General features: G+C 41.6%; 17 protein-coding genes and 1 tRNA gene. 9 read left to right on the plus strand and 9 right to left on the minus strand.

Going from position 1 to position 24,767, the window contains the following annotated elements:
- Window positions 1–269 precede the first annotated feature (269 nt).
- Complete coding sequence (locus QM629_RS07375; protein ID WP_415158730.1) at window positions 270–947, minus strand: lipoprotein signal peptidase; 678 nt, start codon at window positions 945–947, stop codon at window positions 270–272.
- A gap of 123 nt (window positions 948–1,070) precedes the next feature.
- Here QM629_RS07375 and QM629_RS07380 point away from each other — a divergent pair, with 123 nt between their 5' ends.
- Window positions 1,071–4,352, plus strand: a complete 3,282-nt coding sequence (locus QM629_RS07380) for a S41 family peptidase (RefSeq protein WP_415158732.1) — start codon at window positions 1,071–1,073, stop codon at window positions 4,350–4,352.
- Window positions 4,353–4,505: 153 nt separating this feature from the next.
- Here the strand turns inward: QM629_RS07380 and QM629_RS07385 are convergent, their stop codons facing one another.
- Entirely contained in the window at window positions 4,506–5,246 is a 741-nt protein-coding gene (locus QM629_RS07385; protein WP_415158734.1) for a ThuA domain-containing protein, read from the minus strand.
- Window positions 5,247–5,307: 61 nt separating this feature from the next.
- Here QM629_RS07385 and QM629_RS07390 point away from each other — a divergent pair, with 61 nt between their 5' ends.
- Entirely contained in the window at window positions 5,308–5,952 is a 645-nt protein-coding gene (locus QM629_RS07390) for a J domain-containing protein (protein ID WP_415158736.1), read from the plus strand.
- Window positions 5,953–6,016: 64 nt separating this feature from the next.
- Complete coding sequence (locus tag QM629_RS07395) at window positions 6,017–6,181, plus strand: hypothetical protein (protein WP_415158738.1); 165 nt, start codon at window positions 6,017–6,019, stop codon at window positions 6,179–6,181.
- Between the two features lie 291 nt (window positions 6,182–6,472).
- On the opposite strand, the gene QM629_RS07400 is transcribed toward QM629_RS07395, so the two are convergent.
- The 5 genes from QM629_RS07400 to QM629_RS07420 form a co-directional block, all read right to left on the minus strand.
- A complete protein-coding gene (locus QM629_RS07400; protein ID WP_415158740.1) occupies window positions 6,473–9,790 on the minus strand; it encodes a carboxypeptidase regulatory-like domain-containing protein in 3,318 nt (1,105 codons plus the stop codon).
- Between the two features lie 302 nt (window positions 9,791–10,092).
- Window positions 10,093–12,615, minus strand: a complete 2,523-nt coding sequence (locus tag QM629_RS07405; protein ID WP_415158742.1) for an outer membrane beta-barrel protein — start codon at window positions 12,613–12,615, stop codon at window positions 10,093–10,095.
- 317 nt (window positions 12,616–12,932) lie between these two features.
- On the minus strand, window positions 12,933–13,391 hold the full coding sequence (locus QM629_RS07410; protein ID WP_415158744.1) for a CBS domain-containing protein: 459 nt from the start codon (window positions 13,389–13,391) through the stop codon (window positions 12,933–12,935).
- Window positions 13,392–13,720: 329 nt separating this feature from the next.
- Complete coding sequence (gnd, locus tag QM629_RS07415) at window positions 13,721–15,175, minus strand: decarboxylating NADP(+)-dependent phosphogluconate dehydrogenase (protein ID WP_415158746.1); 1,455 nt, start codon at window positions 15,173–15,175, stop codon at window positions 13,721–13,723.
- A gap of 294 nt (window positions 15,176–15,469) precedes the next feature.
- Window positions 15,470–16,087 (minus strand): HAD family hydrolase, encoded by a 618-nt coding sequence (locus QM629_RS07420; RefSeq protein WP_415158748.1) that lies wholly within the window; start codon window positions 16,085–16,087, stop codon window positions 15,470–15,472.
- Window positions 16,088–16,170: 83 nt separating this feature from the next.
- Between QM629_RS07420 and QM629_RS07425 the strand changes: the two genes are divergently transcribed.
- Together QM629_RS07425 and cas6 are read left to right on the plus strand one after the other, a co-directional pair.
- Window positions 16,171–16,244: transfer RNA gene (locus QM629_RS07425), tRNA-Ile, on the plus strand.
- A 422-nt stretch (window positions 16,245–16,666) separates the two neighbouring features.
- Window positions 16,667–17,452: a CRISPR-associated endoribonuclease Cas6 gene (cas6, locus tag QM629_RS07430; protein WP_415158750.1), complete on the plus strand. Its 786-nt coding sequence runs from the start codon at window positions 16,667–16,669 to the stop codon at window positions 17,450–17,452.
- Between the two features lie 122 nt (window positions 17,453–17,574).
- On the opposite strand, the gene QM629_RS07435 is transcribed toward cas6, so the two are convergent.
- Window positions 17,575–18,336 (minus strand): transposase, encoded by a 762-nt coding sequence (locus tag QM629_RS07435; protein WP_415158752.1) that lies wholly within the window; start codon window positions 18,334–18,336, stop codon window positions 17,575–17,577.
- Window positions 18,303–18,737, minus strand: coding sequence for a hypothetical protein (locus QM629_RS07440; RefSeq protein ID WP_415158754.1), 435 nt, complete (start codon window positions 18,735–18,737; stop codon window positions 18,303–18,305). Before QM629_RS07440 ends, QM629_RS07435 begins: the two co-directional genes overlap by 34 nt.
- Before the next feature lie 417 nt (window positions 18,738–19,154).
- Here QM629_RS07440 and QM629_RS07445 point away from each other — a divergent pair, with 417 nt between their 5' ends.
- From QM629_RS07445 to cas3, 4 genes are read left to right on the plus strand one after another with little or no spacing between them, the layout of a single operon-like run.
- On the plus strand, window positions 19,155–20,558 hold the full coding sequence (locus QM629_RS07445; RefSeq protein ID WP_415158756.1) for a hypothetical protein: 1,404 nt from the start codon (window positions 19,155–19,157) through the stop codon (window positions 20,556–20,558).
- A gap of 18 nt (window positions 20,559–20,576) precedes the next feature.
- Window positions 20,577–21,674: a type I-B CRISPR-associated protein Cas7/Cst2/DevR gene (gene cas7i / locus QM629_RS07450; protein ID WP_415158758.1), complete on the plus strand. Its 1,098-nt coding sequence runs from the start codon at window positions 20,577–20,579 to the stop codon at window positions 21,672–21,674.
- A 1-nt stretch (window position 21,675) separates the two neighbouring features.
- Window positions 21,676–22,344, plus strand: a complete 669-nt coding sequence (gene cas5b, locus QM629_RS07455) for a type I-B CRISPR-associated protein Cas5b (RefSeq protein WP_415158760.1) — start codon at window positions 21,676–21,678, stop codon at window positions 22,342–22,344.
- Window positions 22,344–24,644 carry a CRISPR-associated helicase Cas3' gene (gene cas3, locus QM629_RS07460; RefSeq protein ID WP_415158762.1) on the plus strand — a complete coding sequence of 767 codons (2,301 nt, stop codon included), beginning with the start codon at window positions 22,344–22,346 and terminating at the stop codon, window positions 24,642–24,644. The genes cas5b and cas3 overlap by 1 nt, the downstream gene beginning before the upstream one ends.
- The last annotated feature ends 123 nt before the right edge of the window (window positions 24,645–24,767 follow it).

The raw sequence follows: 24,767 nt of genomic DNA on the forward strand, positions 1-24,767 counted from the left end.
CCTTCCAGCGAATATTCTTTAATGCAGGCCTGTAAAAAGCATATAAGCAGGAAAAGATAAACCGGTAAATATTTGCCTGCTGCTGCCATGCCATTAAAATAAGCATTTTTTGCTGCAGGAAATAAAAATGCATTTTAGTTTTTTTAAAAAACAGGCCGGCCGGGTTTGCAGAAAGTTGTTTCTGCCTGGCTGTTCCATACAAATTAATATTGCAAAAAAGCAAAGGCGGAGGGGCCTGGTTGACTGGCGATTTATTCAATCCAACTGCATTATACAGCTTTCGCCCTGTCGTTTATTTCAACAGGAGAAGCGCCGGTTTGTTCTTCATGAAGTTTGTGCGGCTGCGGAAAAAATTTCTTCTGCCAGATAAGCAATGCAATCACACCAATTGAAATGGAAGAATCTGCCAGGTTAAATACCGGGCTGAAAAATTCAAAATCTTCTCCCCGCCAGCTTGCAATGGGAAACCAGGAAGGATAAGTGGTGTGGATGATGGGAAAATACAGCATGTCAACCACCTGGCCATGAAAGAAAGAGGCATAACCGCCGCCGGCCGGCAGTAAGGCGGCTACCGTAAAAGGATTGCTGCTGCTGAACAGGAGGCCGTAAAACAAACTGTCAATTAAATTACCAAAAGCGCCGGCATAAATTAAGGCAGCGCAAATAATAAAACCTTTATGGTATTTCTTTTTAATGATCTGGCCCAGGTAATAGGTTCCGAATATTACAGCTACCAGGCGAAATAAGGTAAGTGCAATCTTGCCGAAGCCACCGCCGAATTTCAGGCCCCAGGCCATACCTTCATTTTCCACGAAATGCAAACGAAACCAGTTGCCGATAACATGATGCTCTTCGCCAAGGGTATAATTTAATTTTATGTAGAATTTAAGCGCCTGGTCTGCTGCGAGTATAAGGATAATCAATAGCGCTGCGTGTTTGCCTTTCATGCTGATTATTTGGAAGATATTAAGGGCGCAAATATAATGGTTAAAGATGTGAGTATTTGGTTAAGCTTGTTTATAGCCGTTTTGTAACCCCTAAGTTTGCCGAAATGCTCATAAACTTCGATCATGCAGAAAATCTTCACAGTCTTTAGTACGGTTATTTTTATCACCGCAACCGCAATGGCACAGATAGATGCCGGGTTGCTGCGTTATCCCGATGTTTCAAAAACCCAGGTAGTTTTTGCTTATGCAAATGATATCTGGATCGTTTCAAAAAACGGCGGAACAGCCTATAAGTTAAGCTCTCCGCCCGGCCCCGAAACCTGGCCAAAATTTTCGCCTGACGGCAGCGAAATTGCTTTTTCCGGGAATTATGACGGCAATACAGATGTGTATGTAATGCCTGCAACGGGCGGCGTGCCGGAGCGGTTAACGGCGCATAATTATGCTGACAGGGTTATTGACTGGCAGCCGGATGGCAGGCATGTATTTTTTGCTTCCATGCGGGAGAGCGGCAAACAGCGGTTTAACCAGTTTTATGCGGTGGCCGACACCGGCGGCGCCGATACCAAACTGCCTTTTGCTTATGCCGAATACGGCGCTTATTCGCCCGATGGCAATAAGATGGCGCTGGTGTTTCGCACACAGATCGGCCGCAACTGGAAACGCTACCGCGGCGGCTGGCGGGCCGATATTCATATCTTCAATTTTAAAGACACTACCTCTGAAAATATTTCCGGTACAAGCGATGCCGGTTATGAATATCCCATGTGGAGCGGCGATTATATCTATTTTATTTCAGACCGGGGCACAGAGCTGCGCATGAATTTGTGGCGGTATAATGTCAACAACAAATCATTCGAGCAGCTTACCCATTTCACAGATTATGATATTCATTATCCATCACTGGGGCCGGATGATATTGTGTTTGAAAATGGCGGCAAGCTGTATTTGTACCCGCTGGCAGGCGGCCCGCCAAAAGAAATAAAGGTGCAGGTGGTAGCTGATGAAGCGCCGTTAAAGCCATACCTGCTGAATGTAAGAAGCAACTTCACGCACCCAGCCATTTCCGGCGATGGCAACCGGGTATTGATTGAATCAAGGGGCGAGATATTCTCCCTGCCGGCAACGGAAGGCGTGGTGAAAGACCTTACCAATACATCCGGCATTGCAGAGCGTTACCCGGTGTATTCGCCCGACGGAAAAAGCATGGCTTACTGGAGTGATAAAAGCGGCGAATATGAATTGTGGATCATGCAAACCGGTAATGAAAATTCAGCCAGGAAAATAACCAGCTACGGCCCGGGTTTCCGCTATGCGCTTAACTGGAGCCCCGATGGCAAAAAGCTGGCATTTATTGATAAGGCCATGCAAATTAAAATTGTGGATGCAGCTACCGGCGCCACCACCAATGTTGCCCGCGGCAAGCGCTTAACACATGGTGCGCTGGAATATTTTACGTTTAGCTGGAGCCCTGACAGCCGCTGGCTGGCTTTTGCCAACGACGAGGAAAACAATCATACCAGCATTTATATTTACGATTATACCAGCAAGCAGTTGCACCAGGCCACAAGCGGTTTTTATACATTTTCCAACCCGGTGTTCGATCCTGAAGGTAAATATTTATACGTGTTTTCCAACCAGGAATTCCAGCCGTATTACAGCGATGTTGACAACTCTTTTGTATATGCCAACTCCACCAAAGTGGGCGCCATCAGTCTGCTTAAAAAAACACCTTCTTTGCTCTATCCTAAAAATGATACAATAAGTGTTGAAGAGGATAAGGCGAAAGAAGACACCGCGGCCTCATCTTCCAAAAAAGGAAAAAAAGGCAAGAACGATAAGAAAGAAGACAAGCCTGGAAAAGAAGATGATAAAGCCGTGAACATTGATTTTGACGGGCTGGAAGAAAGGCTTGAATTTTTACCCGTTTCCGCAGGCAATTATTCCGGTCTTGGTGCAGTGAAAGGAAAGATATTGTATGTGAAAATACCGAACACCGGCGCCGGCGATGGCCAACCTGTTTTAAAATATTTTGATATGGAAGACCGGAAGGAAAAGAAAGTTATTGATAATGTTGGCCGTTATATTTTATCAGGTAATGGTGAAAAAGCACTGGTGCAGTTGGATGATGACCTTGCCGTAATAAAAATAAGCGAAGGCGCTGTGGCAGATAAGAAAGTGCCAATAGGCGATATGCAGATGATGGTAAACCCCAAAGAAGAATGGCAGGCTGTATTTAATGATGCCTGGCGCATTGAGCGGGATTATTTTTATGACAGCGCTATGCATGGTGTAAACTGGGTGCAGGTAAAACAGCGCTACCAGCAAATGCTGGATGATGCGGCCACCCGCTACGATGTTGATTTTATTATTGGCGAAATGCTGGGCGAGCTGAATGCTTCGCATACCTATCATGGTATTGAGCCGGTTGAAAGAACAAAAAATATTTCTGTTGGTTATCTTGGTGTGAACTGGGTGGCCGATGGCAATTATTATAAGATCGGTAAAATTATAAAAGGCGCTGACTGGGATGCAGAAGTTCGTTCACCGCTTGATAAACCCGGCGCAGGTGTAAAGGAAGGGGATTATATTCTTGCTGTTAACGGTATTGCTTTAACCACAGCGCATGAACCCTTTACTGCTTTTGCCGGTTTTGCCAATAAAACGATTGAGCTTACCTACAATGATAAGCCTTCGTTTACCGGCGCTAAAAAAGCGGTGGTGCAGGCAATGGATGATGAAGGCAGGCTGCGTAACCTGGCCTGGATAAATGAAAACCGCAAACGGGTTGAAGCCGCTACCAACGGCGAAGTGGGTTATATTTATGTGCCAAGCACGGGCATTGACGGCCAGACAGAATTATTACGCCAGTTTAATGCACAATGGGATAAAAAGGCATTAGTGATTGATGAACGTTTTAATGATGGCGGCCAGGTACCCGACCGTTTTATAGAAATACTTAATCGAACGCCGTTGGCGTACTGGGCCACAAGGGATGGAGAAAGCTGGCCCTGGCCGCCATTTGCCAATTTTGGCCCGAAAGTAATGCTGATAAACGGCTGGAGCGGATCAGGCGGTGATGCCTTTCCTGATTTTTTCAGGAAGAAAGGCCTGGGCCCGCTGATCGGCAACCGTACCTGGGGCGGATTGATCGGCATAAGCGGCGTGCCTGACCTTATTGACAACAGCAGCATTACAGCGCCAAGCTTCCGCATGTATAATGTGGATGGCACCTGGTTTAAAGAAGGCCATGGCGTTGACCCGGATATTTATGTGGATGAAAACCTCGCATTAATGGCCAAAGACATTGATCCGCAACTGGAGCGTGCTATTACAGAAATAAAATCACTCATGCAAAAACAAGGCTTTAAAGTTCCGGCGAAGCCGGCTGTTGAACCGAGATGATTTATTGAAGGCGTTTCCAGGCGCCCTGTATCCCGGAGATGCAGGGCGCTTTTTTTATACATCCAGGCTGTTTTTTCAGAAGGCTGCTAACGGTCTGACGCACCTATGCGTCTGACCGGTGATTGATGAGACCGCTGCATGGGCCGGCCGGTTTTACTTATCCCTGTTCGTTATAGCATATTTAATACCGCCCAAAAGCAGGTCTAAAAAAAGCGGGTCTGTATAACACTCTTTGGTATGTCCAAGCCCCAGGAAAAATGAACGGCCACCATCATAATTGTGGTACCAGCAAACGGGATGATAGTCGCCATTTTCTCCGCCGGTATATGTTTTTTCATTAACCGTTACAAGTACGTGCACGCTATCCCAGTTGGTTTGTTTGTAGCTGTACCATTCATCAAAATGTTTCCATGAAGCAGGCAATTCTTTGGTGGCAATAAAATCTTTATCTGTTACGGTCAATTCAGCTTCCTGTGGTTTCGGATGATTCTTAAAATAAGCGCCCACAAGCTTGTTGTACCAGGACCAGTTATACAACGCATCAGAGCCGGCATGCACGCCCACATAACCTTTGCCTGATTGTATGAAATGCATGAAGGCTGTTTTCTGCGCTTCGTTCAATAAGGTATTGCTTTCATCGGCTGTACTCAAAAAAATTACAGCAGCATATTGCTTTAAATTTTCATCGGTAAAAGCGGCAGCATCTTTCGTGGTATCCACATCAAACCCATTGCGTTTGCCCAAAGCCTGTATGGCGGCAATACCATCGGGTATTGATTCATGATAGAATGTAGTGGTTTTACTGAACACCAATATTCTGGGAGATTGGGCAAACAAGGCATGCACGAAAAAACTGGCAAATAAAGAACAGATAAAAACTTTTTTCCGGATCATTGGCTTACAATTTATGGGCGGTGAAATTAATACATTGTGATAACACTTACTTTCGCCCTGCATGGCTGTTATAAAAGATTATTACCGCGTATTGAATGTACCATCATCTGCAACAACGGCAGAAATAAAAAAGGCTTACAGGAAGCTGGCTATGTTATATCATCCCGATAAAAACCCGAGCGACGCTATTGCGGCGGCTATTTTTTCAGATGCGGCCGAGGCGTATAAAGTGCTTGGTGATGCAGAAGCAAGAAAGCTGTATAACCATGAACGTTATTTAACTGCTGAAGCGGAATATAAACGCCCTGTTGAAACGATTGATACATTAATGCAGCGCATACAGAAAATAAACACGGATTTGAAAAGTGCCGATCCTTTTCGTTTTAATAAAGATGCATTGCTGCATGCAGTGCGGCAATTAATGCCTGACGATGTGCAGCTGCTGATGGGTATGGATCAGGCATTGCTTACGCCATTCCTGCAGCAGGTAAGCTTTGCCGCGGCTTATTTGTCAACACACCAAACAAAGCAACTGATTGTATTAATGCAGCCTTTTTATGCAAGCCATGAATGGCTGCGGCAGGAGCTGAAGGCACTGCTGCAACAGCAGCATAAGCAGGAGCGCTGGGAAAAATATAAAGTTGTTCTGGCAGTATTGCTTGCTGCGGTTTTATGTTTCATCATTTTTTTAGTGGCGGCAAAATAATTATGTATTGCAGGCTTATCATAACACGTTATAACAGGTATCTTGGTGTATTTGGCTTTTTTCAATGGCTTTATTCAGGCTCCCTTTATGGCTGCATAAAAAGATCAAATTTTTTAAGCTGATGGGCAGCGGCAGGAATGGAACATTTGATATTCATCCTGATCTGAATCAATGGGCATTATTGTTTACAGCGGATGATAAGATAACACAAGCGCCAACATTCATCTGATTTTTTTATTTATAGCAAAGTTCTTCTTTGCAGGCTCGATTCTTTCCCGGACTGAGTCTTCACCAATTTTCCTTGCATACTATATAAATAAACCATATAAGGCACGTTAGAAGATGTAAGAATATATTCCACCCCCTTTCCTTTGGAGAGGAAACTAAGACCGAATAACACAAAATCACTTTTTTATGCCTGGGGGTATAAAACAAACTGCCGCACACTGTTTGGTATGCAGCGGTTGTGTGAGCAGAAAGCAGTAAACCGATTGCTGCCTGCCTAATCTGTAAATGCAGTTTAAAAACTATACTTTATGCCAAACTGACCCTGCCAGCGGCTGTTAATAGGATCATTGGTGTAATAGTGGTCAACCCCTGTGGACGGCGCCAAAAAGTTGAATGTGGGCGTATAACCTGTTGAAGGCAGGCCCGGCGAAACCCCGTTTGCATCTTTAACAAACTTGAGGAAGTTAACGGTATAATTGTTTACGTTGGTAACAAAGGTAATATGCCCCCAGTCGTTGTTCAGCAGGTTCAGCACATTAAATATGTCGAAGCTTATGGTTAAAATATGCTGGTTGTTGGTGCGGCTCAAACGAAATTCATGCATCAGTTTCAAATCGAGCTCATGGTTCCAGGGTGTGCGCAAGCCATTGCGCTCTGCATATTTACCCCTGCGGGTGCTTAAATATTTGTCATTGGAAATAAAGTTGTTCAGTTCAGTCCACTGCTGTGCGGCAGTCTTGGTAACGGTTCCGCTGGCATCTGTTATATCAGCTAAATTAATATCGCTTGAATTTTTAGGTATATAAGGCAAAGGCGCATTAGATGAGTTGTTGAACGGAGAGCTGGTATAGATTAGCGAATAAGGGTTTCCGCTCTGTCCTGAATAGAAGAATGTGATGGATGTTGTGTTCATTTCATTCCAATGAAAAGCGCCGCCTATTGTGCCCACTATGCGATGGCGCAAATCGAAATTGGAATAGGCCAATGATGCGTTCTCTGGGTTGATAGTAGGGTTTAACTCATAGTTACTCTGGAATGAGTTGCGGATGCCATTGCTCACATCCTTGCTTAAACCGTAAGTATAAGCTAACATCCAGTTAAGGTTCAAAGCGATATCTGTGCCCAGCTTTATGGCCGGTGTTACTTTACTCAACTGCGCCGTTAAGTTATAACGATAGCCTTCTTTGGTATTGGTTAAGAAATATATGTTTGAGTATTGCGTATTATTTTTATAGGCGCTGCCGCTGCCATATACCGGTGTTTGCGTGGGCCCGGTGGTAAAATATTGCACGGTACTGTCTTTAATATTAATCTGCTGAAATTTTACATCATACAGCGTTTTGGTGTACATAGCGTCTAATGTTAACTTATAGCCATGGTTAAACTTTATATCCAGCGCTACATTTGAGCGCCAGATAGCCGGCAGCTTAAAATTATTATCCACCACATCCAGCTCACGTGTAGCGGATGCACTTGTGCCGCCATATTTGCTCACGGTATCTTTTAGTGTTGTGGGATCCATAGCCAGGCCCATTGTAATACTGCTTGGTTTATAGTCTATATTACCATAAGTGGCGCCTGTAAGTGTGGAGGCATAGCCCAGCCATGCAAATGGCATACGACCCACAAAAATGCCTGTACCGCCTCGCAGTATTAAAGACTGGTTGCCTTTAATATCCCAGTTAAAACCAACCCTTGGTGAAAATGTAGGCGTGCCCAGCCATTTATTATTTAAATCGCTGAAAGGTGTATGAGAATATGTTGGATTAGAAGAAACATAATCAGGCGTGCTGTTTAAAGCAGTATCAATCGAGAGTTTTTTGCCAAGGAAAGGATAATCAATTCTGATGCCGGGCGTAAGCTTAAAGCCTTTGCCTAAAGATAATTCATCCTGAGCATACAAACTGGTTAAGTTAACCTTATAGTTACTGCCAGGCACATTGTTGTAAAGTGAGTTTCTATCGTTCTTTACATCTGAATCAAGCGGAAATACACCGCGCACACGTGAAGGCTGGCTTGCTAAAAAAGCAGTTAAACCGCTGCTGTATTCCCAACGGCCATTCCATGAATTTAGGAAGCCATAAGTAAGATTATAAAACTCATTATGCGTACCGAAGGTGAACTTATTAATGCCCCTGGTCCAGGTAAGGTTATCGGTAAACTCAAATGTTTTTTGATACATATTATAAATAGAAGCCTCTCTCCATGTGCCCAGCCATATACGGTCGTTATCAATGCTGATAAACGGTGTAGCCGGCGTGCCAAATGCAGAGCCATCCGCAGCCAGAGGCGCAGGGTATGTTCTGTATTCATGCACGGCGATATAACTTACCACAGCCTGGTTGCTTACACTGTTGCTTAATTTGCTTTTCAATTCTGCCACCAGGTTCAGGTTCTTCGTAAACAATGTAAAGTCTGTTGAAGAAAACTGGAAGTTGGTAGTAGTGCGCTCAATATTGTTGCCCCGCCCACTGGTGTATAAAGCCCTTATCATTAAATTATCGGCAGGGCTTATATTAAAATCGAAACGACCAAAAATCTTGTCGCTCTTGGTAAATATTTTATACTTGCCGTAAGTACCCGGGTCATAATTATATGTTGACTTCATGAAACTTACAATCTCTTCCGCCTCTGTGGTAGTCATGGCTGCGCCCACGTCTCCGGCATTATAAAATGTAGGTTCCTGGCGGCGGGTTAATTCATAACTCAGGAAGAAGAAGGCTTTATTTTTTACAATGGGGCCGCCCACGGTAAAGCCCGCCTGGTAATCGTGAAAATCAGAGCCGATTTTTGTTTTTAAGCCATCTACGCTTTTGCCAACCAATGCCTGGTTTCGGCCATAGCCGTAAACAGAACCATGAAAATCATTTGTGCCGCTTTTGGTAACGGCATTTACGCTGCCACCGGTAAAGTTGCCCAGCTTAACATCGTAAGGTGCAAGCTGTACCTGCACTTCCTGTATGGTTTCAATGCTGTAAGGATTGGTGCGTGTGCCTGCGCCGGCAGTACCGCTTTGGCCACCGCCGCTTTGGCCGCCAAATGAGTTACTGAAACCAATGGCATCATTATTAATAGCGCCATCCAGTGTAAAGTTGTTGTAACGGAAGTTTGTGCCGGCAAAGGAATTGTTGTTTGATTGCGGCGTTAACCTCGTAAAATCGCTGAGGCTTCTGCCTAAAGAGGGCAGCGAGCTTATCTGCGCCCTTGATACAGTTAAGCCTGACCCTGGTGTTTTTCTCCCGGCAGCAACGGTAACTTCTTTCAGTTCATTGCTTGAGCTTTTAAGCGATACTGCCAAATCCGGGTTTTCGCCAAGTGAAAGGTTTATGTCATTTAAAACCTCATTTTCAAAACCCACAAAAGAAATGGTAATTGTGTATGGGCCGCCCACACGCAGGTTGGGAACCACCATGCGGCCTTTGTTATTGGTAATGCTGTTTGTGGCAGTGCCTGTAGGCTCGTGCTTAATTTGAACGGTTGCACCGGCAATCGGTGCGCCGGCTGCATCTGTAACTATACCGTTAAGCGTTGCAGTTGTTTCCTGGGCAGTTAGTCTTTGAAGAGAAATAATAGCCACCAATAATAGCAGCAATCTTTTTAAATAATGCATGTGTTAAAGTATTTGGGCAAAGGTGAAATTTACCTGTTATTGTAATGTTAAGGCAAGGTTACCTGAATGTTAACAGGTGCGGGCTGGTTATTTATGTTCAGGCTGAAACACGGCTGTAAAACGTGTTTGGGCATTTATGCGGTATTTTTTATCGGAATGGTTAGATGGTGTATAAAAGGCCAGGAAGGATGCAGCATTAATGTATAAAAGAAACCTTGCCGGCTTTTATACGGAAAATTGTAAGCAAACTGCGTGATCAAAATTACCTGAAACCGACTAAGGTGCCGGGCGCCTTTCATACATTACGAATCTGTACCAGGCTGGTCAAAATCAGACTCGTTGCTGTGATTGTCTTTCTTCCGGAAAAGATCTGCATCGCCAAACCTGTAGCTGAAGGTAAGCCTCATCGTTCGCACATCCCAGCGGCGGTAACCATCCTGATAAAAGGCTTCTGTATCATAAATGGTTCCAAACTTGCGCGAATTAAACAGGTCGTTCACACTAAATGAAAGAGCGCCGGCTTTCTTCCTGAAGAACTCTTTGCGCACCGCTATATCGGTACTGAACTGCGCTTTGTTTCTTCCCTGCGGTATCACCCGCGGGCCATTATAATCTGCTATTAACTGAAACCCGAGATTATTAAACAAATTGACATCTTCAGTAGCCATTTTATAATTGCCAATAAACTTGGCGTTATAATTAAAGCCGCTGTTGTTAAGATCCAAATTGCCTACGCTCGCTTTTGTTACAGCATATTGCATGTTTGTATTAAGTGTAAGGTCTAATTGCTTCGTGATATTTTTCTGAAGCGTAAGCTCAGTGCCCCAGCGATTTTCATACCCTGCATTTATAAACGTGCTGAGAACGGCATTGGAAGATACGGCTGCATTATTTAACTGTTCAAATAACGACTGCGAAATGGTATCGCTGTATTCTGTAATATCCCCTACATTGTTTTTAAAGTAGATAACGCCAAGAAAACTGCCACTATTCTCCGCAAAACGTTTATAATAATTTAATTCAAATGAATTGGTGTATTCCGGGTTTAATGCGGGGTTGCCCTGTGAGATATTCAGCGGATCATCCATATCTATAAACGGGTTTACTTCCCAGAACCGCGGCCTTCTTATCCTTTTTGAATAATTAAACTGTATATCTTCCGATTCGCTTATATGCTTTGTAATAAAGAAACTTGGGAACAATACATATTTAAGGTCTTTAAACCCATTGGGAAATTTATAGCCAAAGCTGAGGTTGCTGTCAATCATGGAACCATCAAGCTCTGAAAGCTCTGCGCGCAGGCCAACCTGGTAAACAAAGGATTTCCACCCGTTGGCATAATTAAAGTACCCGGCATTTACTTTTTCGGTGTACTTAATATTATTGCTTAAAGGAAGCTTTGTTTCATTTTCAGCCTCGTCTATTGAGTAAGTGGCAAAATTACTTTTGTTGTGATTGTAAAAAGTTCTTAACCCAAATTCAATTCGTTTATTATCGCTTATTTTATTACTGTAATCAATTTGCCCGTTTACCTGGTATTCATCTGTGAGGCCACTGTTGCGCACACGGGTTGCAGGCTGGTAGTCGCTTCCGTCGGGGTTGTAAAAATTGTTTACAATGTAGTCGCTGTTATTCCTGCTGCCGGTATTGTATGTTACGTCTGCGGTAAGCTTATTATCCGGGCTGTTAAATTTTCTTTCAAAGCTTAGCCTGCTGCTGCCTCTTTTAAAGTTGCCATTGCTTGTTGATAAACGAACGCCTGTATAATCCAGGATTTTCTCATCATCATAATATTCCTGGTTCTGTGTCTGATCGGTGGCAAACTTCCCATTATTAAACCCCTGCATAAACGACAGGGTGCTTTTGTCGTCAATAAAATAATCCGCGCCAAACCGTACCGAATAAAATTCCCTTAGCCTGTTGTTGTTTGTTGACTGGTTAAAGTAATCTGTTATAATGCCATCGTCTTTATTTTCTCTGTATGTTCTTTCTATAGCGGTGCCTTTCCCCCTGTTATAATTTCCACTGGCAAAGAGGTTAAACTTTTTCGCCCTGTAATTAAGGTTGAGATCGTCGTTTAAAACCCCTGGTGTGCCGCCGCCCACAGAGACAATGCCATTAAGGCCTATGGTTTTATTTTTCTTAAGGATGATGTTGATAATGCCCCCTGAACTTGATGCATCGTACTTTGCAGAAGGGTTGGTAATTAGCTCTACCCGCTCAATATCATCGGCTGCAATTTGGTCGAGCGTTAATATGGTTGGCCTTCCATCTATAAATATCTGGGGGGTGCTGTTGCGCAGTTGCACATTGCCCTCCGCATCTACAGAAACAGACGGGATATTTTTCATTACATCCACCCCGCTGCCACCCTGCGCCGCAATATTTTTTTCAACATTAAAGACCTTGCTGTCAATGCCAAACTTCATTGCCGGGGCTGCCTGCGCTGTAACAACAACAGTTTGCAATGCATTTGCCTGCACCGTTAAATGCAGAGTGCCAATATCAATGGCATTGCCCTTTTTAGCATAACCCGCCAGGTTTATTTTTTTTGAGACAGCAGCATAACCTATTGACGAAGCCTGGAGCATAATTTCGTTTTTGGCCGCAATGCTTTCTACTGTAAATCTTCCGTCAAGGTTTGAAACCTTCGACCTGCTAACCATTCCATCCTGGCCTTTAAAACTAATGGTAACCGTTGTGCCGGGCAAAGGTTTTTGTGTGGCGCTATCCATAATAATACCGGTGATGGCAATGCCCGTATGCTGTGCCAGCAAAAAGCTGCTGATTAAAATAAACTGAAAAGAGAGTAATAATGACTTCATGAATAATGGCCTCCTTTAATAATTATTAAATACAGGAATCATTCTCCTGCGAAAGCAAACAATTATTGCACTACCAGCCTGTGATATCTGAACTTTATTGAATAAACAGATGAGTGATACAAATGTAGCCAGGAACAAAAGAGGAATTATACGTTGCACCTTACATAACAAAACATTAAGATTGTTCTGCAATAATTGTTTTAAAAACGAATATTCCGGGAAGGGACATTATCAGGGAAGGAATAAGCAGCAGTATTATATTACAAAATAAAAAGCCGGCTGTGAGGCCGGCGCTACAACTATATTGCATACTAACTTTAATATACTCTTGGAGGGCGTTCATTAATTTCTATTAATGTACTGGTTATGCGAACATCAAGCACTCTTTCACCATGCAGCAACACCTCTCTTAAAAGATCATGAATGGTAATAACGCCTTCAAATTTGCCCTGATCTCTCACAATAATATAACGCCGTCCATGCTCTGCCAATAAATTCATGCAATGCTGAACCGAATCATTGCCCTGCACTTCCGGTAAATCGGTTGACATAACTTCCTTTACCTTTGTTTCACGGCTTGAACGGCCCTGCAAGGCAACTTTTCTTGCATAATCCCTTTCGCTGAAAATACCGGTTACGTCATCTTTATCTTTTACTATAAGATAACTAAGGTTTACCTTGTTCAATTCGTTCAGTGCCTCAATTACCAATGCATCCGCATCAATAAAATTATCGGGGGCTTTCTTTTGCCAGATTATTTCGTGAGCAGTCTTCATACTTTATTAATTTAAAAAGATAAGCAGTAAAGGCTAACTGTTGCAATATAAGTGTTGCTGCACATAAAAAGGGATACAATTGATTTTTTTTCGCTATCGCCCTAAAATTTATCTCATAACGACAAAATACGAAACATTGATTTTATAATTGATTAATTTACAATACTATTCAGGCATTTTTTTGTGTACTTAATACACTTTTACAGATTGATATGACCTCCTTCCACTGGCTTTTCTGTAAACAGGCCCAATGCGCTTTTTCTCCGGCTAACAAGTAAAAAAGCCGCTTTTACCAGGCAGCTTTTTTGTTTTATTAATTGTAAAAACGATCAGGCATTGTATGCAGTTGACACTGTATCCGCTCCTTCACCCGTCCAGTTTGTATGGAAATATTCCCCGCGGGGCCTGTCAACACGTTCATACGTGTGCGCGCCAAAATAATCGCGTTGCGCCTGCAGCAGGTTAGCCGGCAGTCTTTCGGTGCGGAAACCATCAAAATAACAAAGCGCCGATGCCAATGCAGGCACCGGAATGCCATTGCTTAATGCGGCAGCACAAACCCTGCGCCAGCCGTTCTGGGCTGCTTCCGTTTTCCCGGCAAAAAATGAATCAAGCAGCAGGTGCGATAAATTGGGGTTTTTATCAAATGCTTTTTTAATGTCGCCCAGAAAAGCTGAACGTATGATACAACCACCCCGCCACATAAGGGCTATATCGCCATAATGCAAATCCCATTTGTATTCTTTTGCGGCAGCCATCAGCAGGTCGTATCCCTGGGCGTAAGAAATGAGCTTGGCTCCATACAGCGCCATTTTCAAATCATCCAGCATGCGTTTTTTATCCCCGGTAAATTCGGATCCGGGCCCGGTAAGCACTTTCGATGCTTCAACACGCCTATCTTTCTGGGCTGACAGCATGCGGGAAAAAACAGATTCTGCAATGAGCGTTAACGGCACGCCCATATCAAGCGCCACGGTGCCTGTCCATTTACCGGTACCTTTCTGGCCGGCAGCATCCAGTATCTTATCCAGCACAGGCACGCCATCTGTATCTTTATACGCCATTATATCGGCCGTAATTTCTATAAGGTAAGAATCCAGCTCTTCGGTATTCCATTTTTTAAAAACCTCATGCATGTCATCTGTGCTCATTCCCAGCAGGTCTTTCATGAACTGGTATGCTTCGCAAATGATCTGCATATCGCCATATTCAATGCCATTATGCACCATTTTTACAAAATGGCCGGCGCCGTCGCTGCCAACCCAATCACAGCAGGGTGAACCATCTTCCACTTTTGCTGCAATTGACTGAAAAATATTTTTCACTGCAGGCCATGCCGCAGCGCTGCCTCCCGGCATAATGGAGGGGCCGCGAAGCGCTCCTATTTCTCCGCCGGAAACACCCGTTCCTATATAGAGAAATCCTTTGCTTTCCACATATTTTGTGCGGCGGATCGTATCGGGAAAATGAGAATTGCCGCCATCAATAATAATATCGCCCGGTTCAAGAAAGGGAATAATCTGCCCGATGAAATCATCAACCGGGCTGCCCGCTTTTACCAGCATCATTACTTTACGCGGTCTTTCAAGGGAGGCCACCAGTTCTTCAACAGAATGGGTGCCAATAAAGTTTTTGCCTGCGCCCCTGCCCTGAATGAATTTGTCAACTTTCTCTACCGTTCTGTTATAAACGGCAACGGTGAAACCTTTACTCTCCATGTTAAGCACCAGGTTTTCTCCCATTACGGCAAGCCCTATCAGGCCTATATCAGCATATTTCTTCATAGTTATGATTTAAATGGTTAAGATTTTTTATTTGATGGTTTTATATTTTAGTTGATCTGCGTATCGTTCGTTTAACAGAAGGCAAAGCTTCGGGGCTGCAAACATAATCATTGCATGTAATATGCATTTTTAATTTATCATAACTGTATATGGCATCTTTACATAATTAACGTTCCGGGGAACCAGGCCATTTTATTGACGAGGCATATATGCGAAGCACCAGGAAGTTTGTAAGAAGGCGGGCAACCGGGGCCAGGCAGCGCAGCCCTTTTTTGTTCCTGGAAAGTATAAGCATTACAAACCGATATCAAACACTGTTTTGGGCGAAGGCAAATGAATACCCTGCAACCCTACGGATTGTGCAGCCTCCACATTGGCTAAAGAATCATCAATAAAAACGGTTTCCCCGGCAGGCAGTTTTTCTTTTGCCAGCACAGTTTCAAAAACTTCCCTGGCCGGTTTGCGCAATCCAAGCGTATGAGAATAGTATGCCGTTATAAAAAGATCATCAAAGCTGGCATCTTCTATCTGCCTGCGGTAGATTTGGGTAAATGCATCGTAGTGAATCTGGTTGGTATTGGATAAGAGAAAAATATTGTATGTTTCTTTTATTTTTTTAAGCCAGGCGATGCGTTCCGGCGGAAAGTCAAGCAATAAAGCATTCCAGGCATCTCTGATCTGATCATTTGTAAGTGCAGGCATTTTTGCCAGGTGGCGAAACCCGTCATAAAAATCATCCGGCGAGATAGCGCCGGTTTCCAGCTTTTCGAATAACGGCGTTACAGATTGCAGCGTATAATACTCATTGAAATTGCCAATGCCCAATTCGGCAAATGCAAGCGCAGTTTGCCTGAAATCAATATTCAGGATCACACCACCCAGGTCGAAGATGATATTCTTAGGTTTTTGCATGCGGCAAAAATAGTATGTGAAAAATGAACTTTGCAGTTTGAATGATTTGATTATTTTTGCGCTCCTTTTTTGGCAGCAATGCCGGGCCTATAGCTCAGCTGGTCAGAGCACCTGACTCATAATCAGGGGGTCCCTGGTTCAAGCCCAGGTGGGCCCACATAAAAATCAAGCAGTTGTGAACTTCGCAACTGCTTTTTTGTTTTATAGAGCGTAAGGGATAAATTAGTGAATAACATTTCTTTTTCAGACCTCACCCCGGAGACTGTCTTTAAAAGGCCGGTCCAGAAGATATGCCCCCGGAGTTTCAAAGGCAAGCCCCGATTTTAAAGCTTAATTTTTTTTTGCCTTAATGGTTTTGCGGCAAAACTGTTTTCTTCGCTGCCATTGATCCGGCGTGCAGTTTTTCTGCTGTTCCCAGAGAGATTATGCCTGAACATTCCTTTAAACTGAGTAAAAGTAAAAAATTAAACTGCCTGATTTAAGGAGCGGATATTCTTTAATACATGTAAATATTTTATTTGTTTATCTATCAAAAATGAAGTTATCTTTCGGCATAATTAACATTGCAGCCAAAATAATATGCGTTTACAACTAACCCTCATCACCAGCCAGGTTAATGCATGCATACCGCTTAACTATCAATACCCGCTCTCAGCAGCCATTTACCGCATTATAGCCAAAGGCGATAACGGGTATGCATCTTTTCTGCACCAGAAAGGATATGGTAAAGGGTTTAAGTTTTTTACTTTCTCCCAAATAAATGTTCCCTTCAAAATTGAAGGCGACCGTATGCGGTTGCTGGGTAATGAACTGAGTTTCCAGGTAGCTTTTCATTTGCCGCAGGCGATGGAAAGTTTTGTGAAAGGCCTTTTTCAATCGGAAAAAATTGATATAGCAGATGCAAAATCCAAAACCGGTTTTGCAATAAGATCAGTGGAGGGTTTGCCGGATGTTTTGCAAGGGTATAAAGAAAATGAAATAGTGCGCATGCACCTGGAGCCACTCTCCCCTGTTGTAGCCGGTTTGCAGAATGAAAAAGGGAACTATGTTTTTTTATCGCCGGATGATGATCGCTTTGCAGACAGCCTGGTATATAACTGGCGAAACAAAATAGCCACCTGCTATGATGAAGCTACGGCATCATCGGCTTTACTGATGCTGGAAGTGGCGCCGGTGAAACAGCCATTTAAATCCCGTTTAATGACCATTAAATACGGGAAACCGGAAGAAACGAAAATTCGTGGCTGGTTAAATTTGGTGTTGCAGGTAACAGCAGAGAAAAGGTTTGTGGAGTTATTGTTGAATGCAGGGGCTGGGGTGTATAATAGTATGGGGTGCGGGTGTGTGGAAATGAAAACCGGCTAAAATTTAGCCGGCAAATCCGTGTGGTGCGATTAAATGTGAAATATAATTATTCAGAATATTTCAATTCCAATAGGATTCAGGCAAAAATAATAAGTATTAACCAATGTCATTAACTTAAGGCTTTAAGTTTGCTTATAGTTCATGTGAAACTTTCGTTTGGGCAGTTTGGGGCGCTTAAATTTTCGACCGGGCCTGACAGGTTCCGTTACTTTCATCAGCCTTCGCCATATTTTGAGTAGGTTTTGTTTGATGTTTTGGCTAATAAAAAAAGAAACTACGGCATTTCGCATCATGAAAATGGCTTCGGTAAAGTTTACCTGGTGCGTATGCTTTACTTTCACTGCTTGTTTTTCGAGTGCTTTGTTGATGGGCTTTACGGCAACTGCCGTAAGGTTCATGATAAATATTTTTACATAAAAATCCTGCAATAACGCCTGTGGGGATTTGCCCGAAAAATTCTCTACACATACTTTATGCTTGAACGCTTTATAGCTTTCTTCCACAGGCCAGCGCAAGCCATAAAGCTGTTTCATGCCTGCAACGCTGTACTGCTGCCCATCGGTAAGGGAGGTCAGCAATATCTCTGTTTCACCACTTTCAAGCTCCACACGCACAAGCCGCACCTGTAATGTTGTTTGCTTAATGCCCAACTCCATCGCTTTGTCGCGGTCTTTTTGGGGCAGCGCTATCTCTACAACCCGGCTTTGGCTGCCACTGTTGTAAAAATCTTCAACCACTTTCCACCAATTCTTTTTCATGCGAAAACAAAACTGTGTGTTTCTTTGGTTCAGATAAAACATTAGAAGGTGGGAAGCGTAGTAACGATCAAAGATAAACAGGTCGGTATCTCTCAAAGCCATATCGGGCAAGGCCTCCCAAAGCATGGAGGTTCCGATTCGGCCATGGCGGCCAATGCACCGTAGAGGGTGGTATGATTTAGCGGGTCGTAAATGCTAAGCGTTCTGCCCATGCAAATGGCTTTACCGTCCGAACGGGTTTTGAATACATCATAATCTGCCTGTATGGCTTTGCTGTTGGGTAGCTCCACCGTACTGCCATCTGTAGCCAGCAGCCTAAAACCATGCCAGCGTTGCACTTCGGAAGCATTTTTATAAAACACATTCAGCGCAATTTCTGATAGCTCTTTAAAGGCTTCCGGCTTTAGCTTTTTGCGTGCCTTGCAGAAAGCAGCCTTGCTCACCTCGGGGATACTGCCCCCTTCCGATGATATAGCTTCGGTAAAACAAGCTATTTCCCGTTGAAGTGATTTTTGCAGGTTGGTCATAAGAAAAACAAGTAAAACCCTGAATGTGAACACCCTATCTCTTGTAAAGGAGTTGTCGCCAATCCTTTGCTTACTAATGAATGTTTCATTGTCAATGGTTGTATTTATTGTTTCAATTATTTGCGATAATAATGTAGATTGTAAAAGTTCAGGAAATTTAACCCCTATCTCTTAGGGCAGTTGCAAATCTACAAAATTTGAAGACCATTTCCTTAAGTTAATGACATTGAAGTATTAACCATAATTATTGAGAATTGAAAAAAATATACTTTTGACAAAAGTATTTTATGATCAAAAGTATTAAACTAATAAATAAACCAAAAGTTTGCAGCCATTGCGGATGTTCTGATTTTAAAGAATGTAAAGCCTGTGAACTTTGCAATGGATATTTTTTCTGGAAGTACTAAATAAATAGGAATGAATAATAAGCAATATATCTGTTCTACTGGAGACCCATTCGCTGATATAGGAGGATTCGTTTTTGAAGACTTGCAAAATAAGTGGCCTGAAAAATCCATAATAGGTTTAGTAGAGTATGCTACAGATATTTATGTAAATAAATGGGATAATAACCTGCACAGCTTTTTCCTAAACTCTACCATTACTCATAACTCTAACAAAGGACAAAAAGGATACAATAAAACGATTGAATACTATAAAAATTTAATTGATGGCATTGGCGGCGAAGAAGGATATTGCCGGATTACAGGACAAAAAACGAAAGTTTTTCCGGCCGCGAGAGACAACCATATAATGTCCGGTTCAGCTACGCTAATCAATTTTCATCATGGATTTGAAAGTGGCTTGCAACTTTCAAAAGAAGCATTGATCCGAATTTTCTTCGTACCCTTAGGCGTGGAACAATTAGGGGATAAGGTTGCGGTATTAATAAGCAATAAACCTGACGTAACAAGATTTTTTGTTGAGAAAAATATCGAAGAAAATATAAGGGCGCTTGGAAGTAATATATCCAAGTCAATTCTTCGGTCTGATTTTTCCAACCCTGTTAATGCCATTTTTGATTATGCCCGGCAATGCATTGAAGGAGTTAAAACGGCTACATACGATCAGGAGAGTGAACAGAGCTATACAAAAGATGTAACACTCAACCTGTTTCATTTTACCAATTTTGGGGCGAGCCCAACAATAAGTTTAATTACATTTCCAGCTACCATTTTTGCATTTTATGCTTACTGTCTTTTATATCACAAAAAAGACTGGAACAATTTTGTCTTTCGACAATACAGTAGTTCCAAATTTAAGAATGCTGTTTATGATGCCAGTACCAAGGAATGGAAAAATGCTAAAGAGCAGGTCAGTTACGAGACATATAGGGTTTGGAGAAACAGGTCATTTGAATATTTATTGAATGGAAATTCAGAAGGTTTTCGCCGTCTTGTACTCTGGCATAGTAAAAAAGAGGCATTTAGTTTTCAAATTGTTGAACAATACCAAATAAATATAAGAAATATGGATAAACGTACACTTGCCAAAATATTAGAACTGGCAGATTTTATTATTGCCGATAGCGGCGATGATGAAATAAAGAAAGCAATAACCCGAATTAACGGGCAGCGTAGCAGCAATGACTTACGAAGGTATTTGTTAACGCTTGTGTCGGGATATAACATAAAGCATCCCGATAAAGAGAAGCCATTAATTACAATGGATGATTATGCAAATTATTTATTTCCTGATGGCACTTATTGGAATGAAATACGAGATCTGCTTCTGATTGCTATCTATCAACGATTGCATGAAATGAACAAATCTGTAGATGTGGAACTGGAAGAAGAGGAAATTGAAAACGAAATTGATTAACTTTTAAAAACTAATAAAATGAATTTAAAAACACAAGGCTTCATACTGCTTGATGTAGATGTAGTAGCACTTAATAATGCTGGCAAAAGCAGCAGCAGTAATTTCGACAATGCGGTTGCAACAAAAAAATTGTATAAAAACGGAAAAACATACACTTATGTGTCAGGGCAAGCATGGCGATATTGGTGGAGGGAAACGCTGAAAAATGACTTTGGATGGATAATGTCTCCAATAATAAAAGTAGATGACAAAAATCAAACTTTTACGGCTTGTAATCCTGCAAAATATCCTGATGATGATGTATTTGGTTACATGAAGGCACTTAAAGACTTAAAAAGAGATGGAGATGGAAATCCAATTCTAAATAAGAAAGGAAAGGAGGAAACAGAAAATGTATCTGCAACAAGAGTTTCTCCGTTAAAAAATTCAGTGATTGTTTCGGTTTCTTCAACATCAACAGAAGAACACTCTTCCAGCATGACACGTCATGAGGGGAATCCGGTTCTTTATAGCAAAATGGAATATTCAGCGATAATGAAAGGGATGTTCTCTATTGACCTAAATCAAGTGGGTTTGTTTTCAAGTTACAATAAAACGGGATTCAAAAATTTGAGCGATGAATTGAAATCTGAATATATCAGTCAGGATCTTGTTAAAGAAATTGACGACCCGTATGTAAAAACGAAATCAGGCGAACCACAGAAATTAGTGCAATTAGAGAAATCTGTTCGGGAAAAACGTATTGTTGAAACCATATCTGCCCTTAAAACAATTTCAGGTGGTGCTATGCAAACCAATAACATGGCAGATGTTACACCCAAATTTATCATACTTGCAACAACCACCTCTGGCAATCACCCTTTCTCTCATATTGCCGTAGGCGAAGGGCAAAAAAGTGAAAGGGCATTATTAAACATCGAAGGACTTAAAGAAGTTTTAAACGATTATAAAGAACAGATTAAAGGAACTGTCTATATAGGTAAACGCAGCGGTTTTATGGATGAGTGCAATGATTCATTGAAAGCATTGGAAGCAGAATTTGAAAATGTAAAGGTATTAACCATCAACCAGGCGGTTGACCAGTACTGCGAACAGGTAAAAACACAATTACCATAACATGGAAGTGTATAAGATTGATATTGAAAGCTGGACGGCAAGTTTCCGCTATCCCAACCTGATAAGTGGTACGCAGCCAACGCTGGAAGTTCCTCCTGTGAGTACAGTGCTGGGACTTATTAACGCTGCTGCCGGAAAGTACCTGAACCATACGAGTTTACAATTAGGCTACTATTTTCAATATGAGGGAGAAGGAGAAGACCTGGAAACTATTTACCAGATCAGCAGTAAAGATGGCAAGCCTACCAACAACGCAAAGTCAAATATCATTCTCCGAAAATTTTTGTTCAATACCTTTTTGCGTATATACACGCCGGATAAACAAATTGCAGACTTCTTTGCCGCGCCTTATTTTCAACTTTTATTAGGCAGGATGAACGACCTAGCGTCTGTAACCAATATTTCGGAAAAAGTTGCAATGGAACCCGTGGATTATTCAACCAATATTCGTGGGCAGATTATTCCATTTCGCCATCATTTGCCCGGACAAATTCAGGCTCTACCTAAATATTTCACAGATGAATTTCCAAGAAAAAACCTGGGAACAGAGGCTTATAGTATCATTAACCATAAACCCAACAAAATAGAAACGGTTCTTGATACCTACCGGGACATTCTTTCCACAGGTAATGCGGTGGATATTTATTTTCACGAATTGAACTTTGAATAATGGCTTTGCTTGCAAAATCGAAAGACGTTGTAAATAACATTCAGGCTGTGTCATTGAAAGAACACATTGATGACTGCCTGGTGATTTTTGGTTTTCTACAAAAAGCTTTTCCTAAGGCTGCGGAAATTTCAGGCTTGGGTATGCATTTCTGGGACTTGCTTAAAGTTGCTATTATTTGCCACGATTTGGGAAAAGCCCACAAAGATTTTCAACTGCTGTTGAATGGAAAGCCTAATCAATGGAAATACCAGCGTCACGAACTGTTCTCTATTCCATTTATAGATGCGTTAGTTGGTTATGAAAAAGACATACTGCATCTTATAAAATTAGCGGTAGCAGGGCATCATAAAGATTTTGAAACACTACAACAACAATTAGCCTTTTACGAAACGGGGGATAGTTTTGGGATGTTGCCCTCACTTGAAGACCGAAAAAGTTTTTCAGAATCGTTTAAAGAATCGGTGAATATAAAAGAGGTCTTGACAATCCTCGCATTATACTCTGTTCCTGTTCAATCCTTTCAGCCAAAATCAATAGAAGGTTTAATCCGCTTGTACAACAAGTCATCAATTACATTAAATCAGAAAGATTACTTTACACTGATGTTGTTATTTGGTGGTTTGAAATGGGCAGATCATTTGGGGTCGGCAAAGATTACCGATGTAAAAATATTAAATGATGATGATTTTGGGTTTTTGAGCAGACAACATATAACCCTACAACAAAGCGGATTGGATTTTTACCAGCATCAATTAAGTTGTTCACAAATACACCAAAACATTATCTTAACTGCTCCCACAGGTTCAGGAAAAACAGAGAGCGCATTTTTGTGGCTTCAAAACCAGATAAAGCATAATGGACAAGGACGAGTGTTTTACATTCTTCCGTTCACAGCATCTATCAGTGCCATGTACCAAAGACTGGACAAGGCAATAGGCAATGGAAAAACGGGAATGCTGCACGGTAAGCTAAGTGACTATCTCAATAATTATTTTGATGATTTACAATATAATACAACCGCCAAAAAGGAGAGCATTCGTCACATTAAAGAAGTGTTCAAAAGCATTGTTACACCAGTTAAAATTGTTACGCCTTTTCAACTATTAAAACATTTGTTCGGGTTGAAAGGATACGAACAGGGATTTATGGAAATGGCAGGTTGTTATTTAGTTTTTGATGAAATACATGCATACAATCCTGAAACTTTTGCACAGATAAAGTTGTTGCTGGAATTTGCTACCAAATATTTACAGGCAAAAGTGATGATTATGACTGCTACTATGCCGCGTTTTTTTCTTCAGGAGTTGGAGCAAAGCATTGGAACTTTTGAGCTGGTTAAAGCCGACAACGTTCTTTATGAAAGATTTAAACGTCATAAGGTTATTTTAAAACCGGGTTTATTAAAAGATAACCTGAAAGAGATTAAACAGCAAATAGCTAATGGAAAAAAAGTATTGGTGGTTTGCAATACAGTAAAATCGTCTCAACAAACATATAAAGAACTTACAAAAGAAATTCAAAACGACAAGTGTGTTTTATTACATGGCTCCTTTTCCGGGGCCGACCGTTCAAAAAAAGAAAAAAAACTGATGAATGAAGACGTGCAACTATTGATAGGTACGCAGGCAATTGAAGTAAGTTTGGATATTGATTATGATATGATTTATACTGAACCGGCTCCTATTGATGCATTAATTCAGCGTTTTGGCAGGGTGAATAGAAAAAGAGAAAAAGGCATTTGCCCTTGTTATGTATTTACCGAGAATGAAGAAAGTTATTTTTACATTTACAATAAGGAAACGATTCAAAAAACACTGTCGGCATTGCAATTGATAGCAAATGATGGTGGCGTAATAGATGAAGCTCTACTTCAAAATTCAATTGATGAAGTGTATTCGGCCTGGAACGTGGATGATAAAAAAAAGTTTGATGACCAGTACAATTATTTTCAGGAAGCATTACAGTTATTATCGCCAATGAAGAAGAACAAAAAGTCCGAGGAAGATTTTTACAGGCAATTTGACGGAGTAAAAATATTACCGCAATCCAACAAGAAAACTTACGAGCTATATCTTACAGAATTTGATTTTATTAACGCCGAGAGCCAGAAAGTGCAAATCAGAAAAGGACGATTTGCTCAATGGCGATCTACAGATAACCTAAAGTCTGACATTTCCGTATTCGCCAGAAAGAATAAAATGGAAGAGCAACGATATTGGATAACAAACAAAAAGTATAACCCGGAATTAGGATTAATAGCAGATGAAGAAGATAATTGGCAAACAAGTGAAATATTTTAAAAAAGAATAATGACTATCCGTAATTTGGAAATAGCTAATTATATTAGTATTTTTGTCTAAAATAATTAGCTATGAATATGTCAGAATTTTTCAGCAGGTATGCCGATGAAGATAGCTGCCGCC

The sequence above is a fragment of the Parafilimonas sp. genome (genome assembly GCF_047606085.1).
GTDB lineage: Bacteria > Bacteroidota > Bacteroidia > Chitinophagales > Chitinophagaceae > Parafilimonas.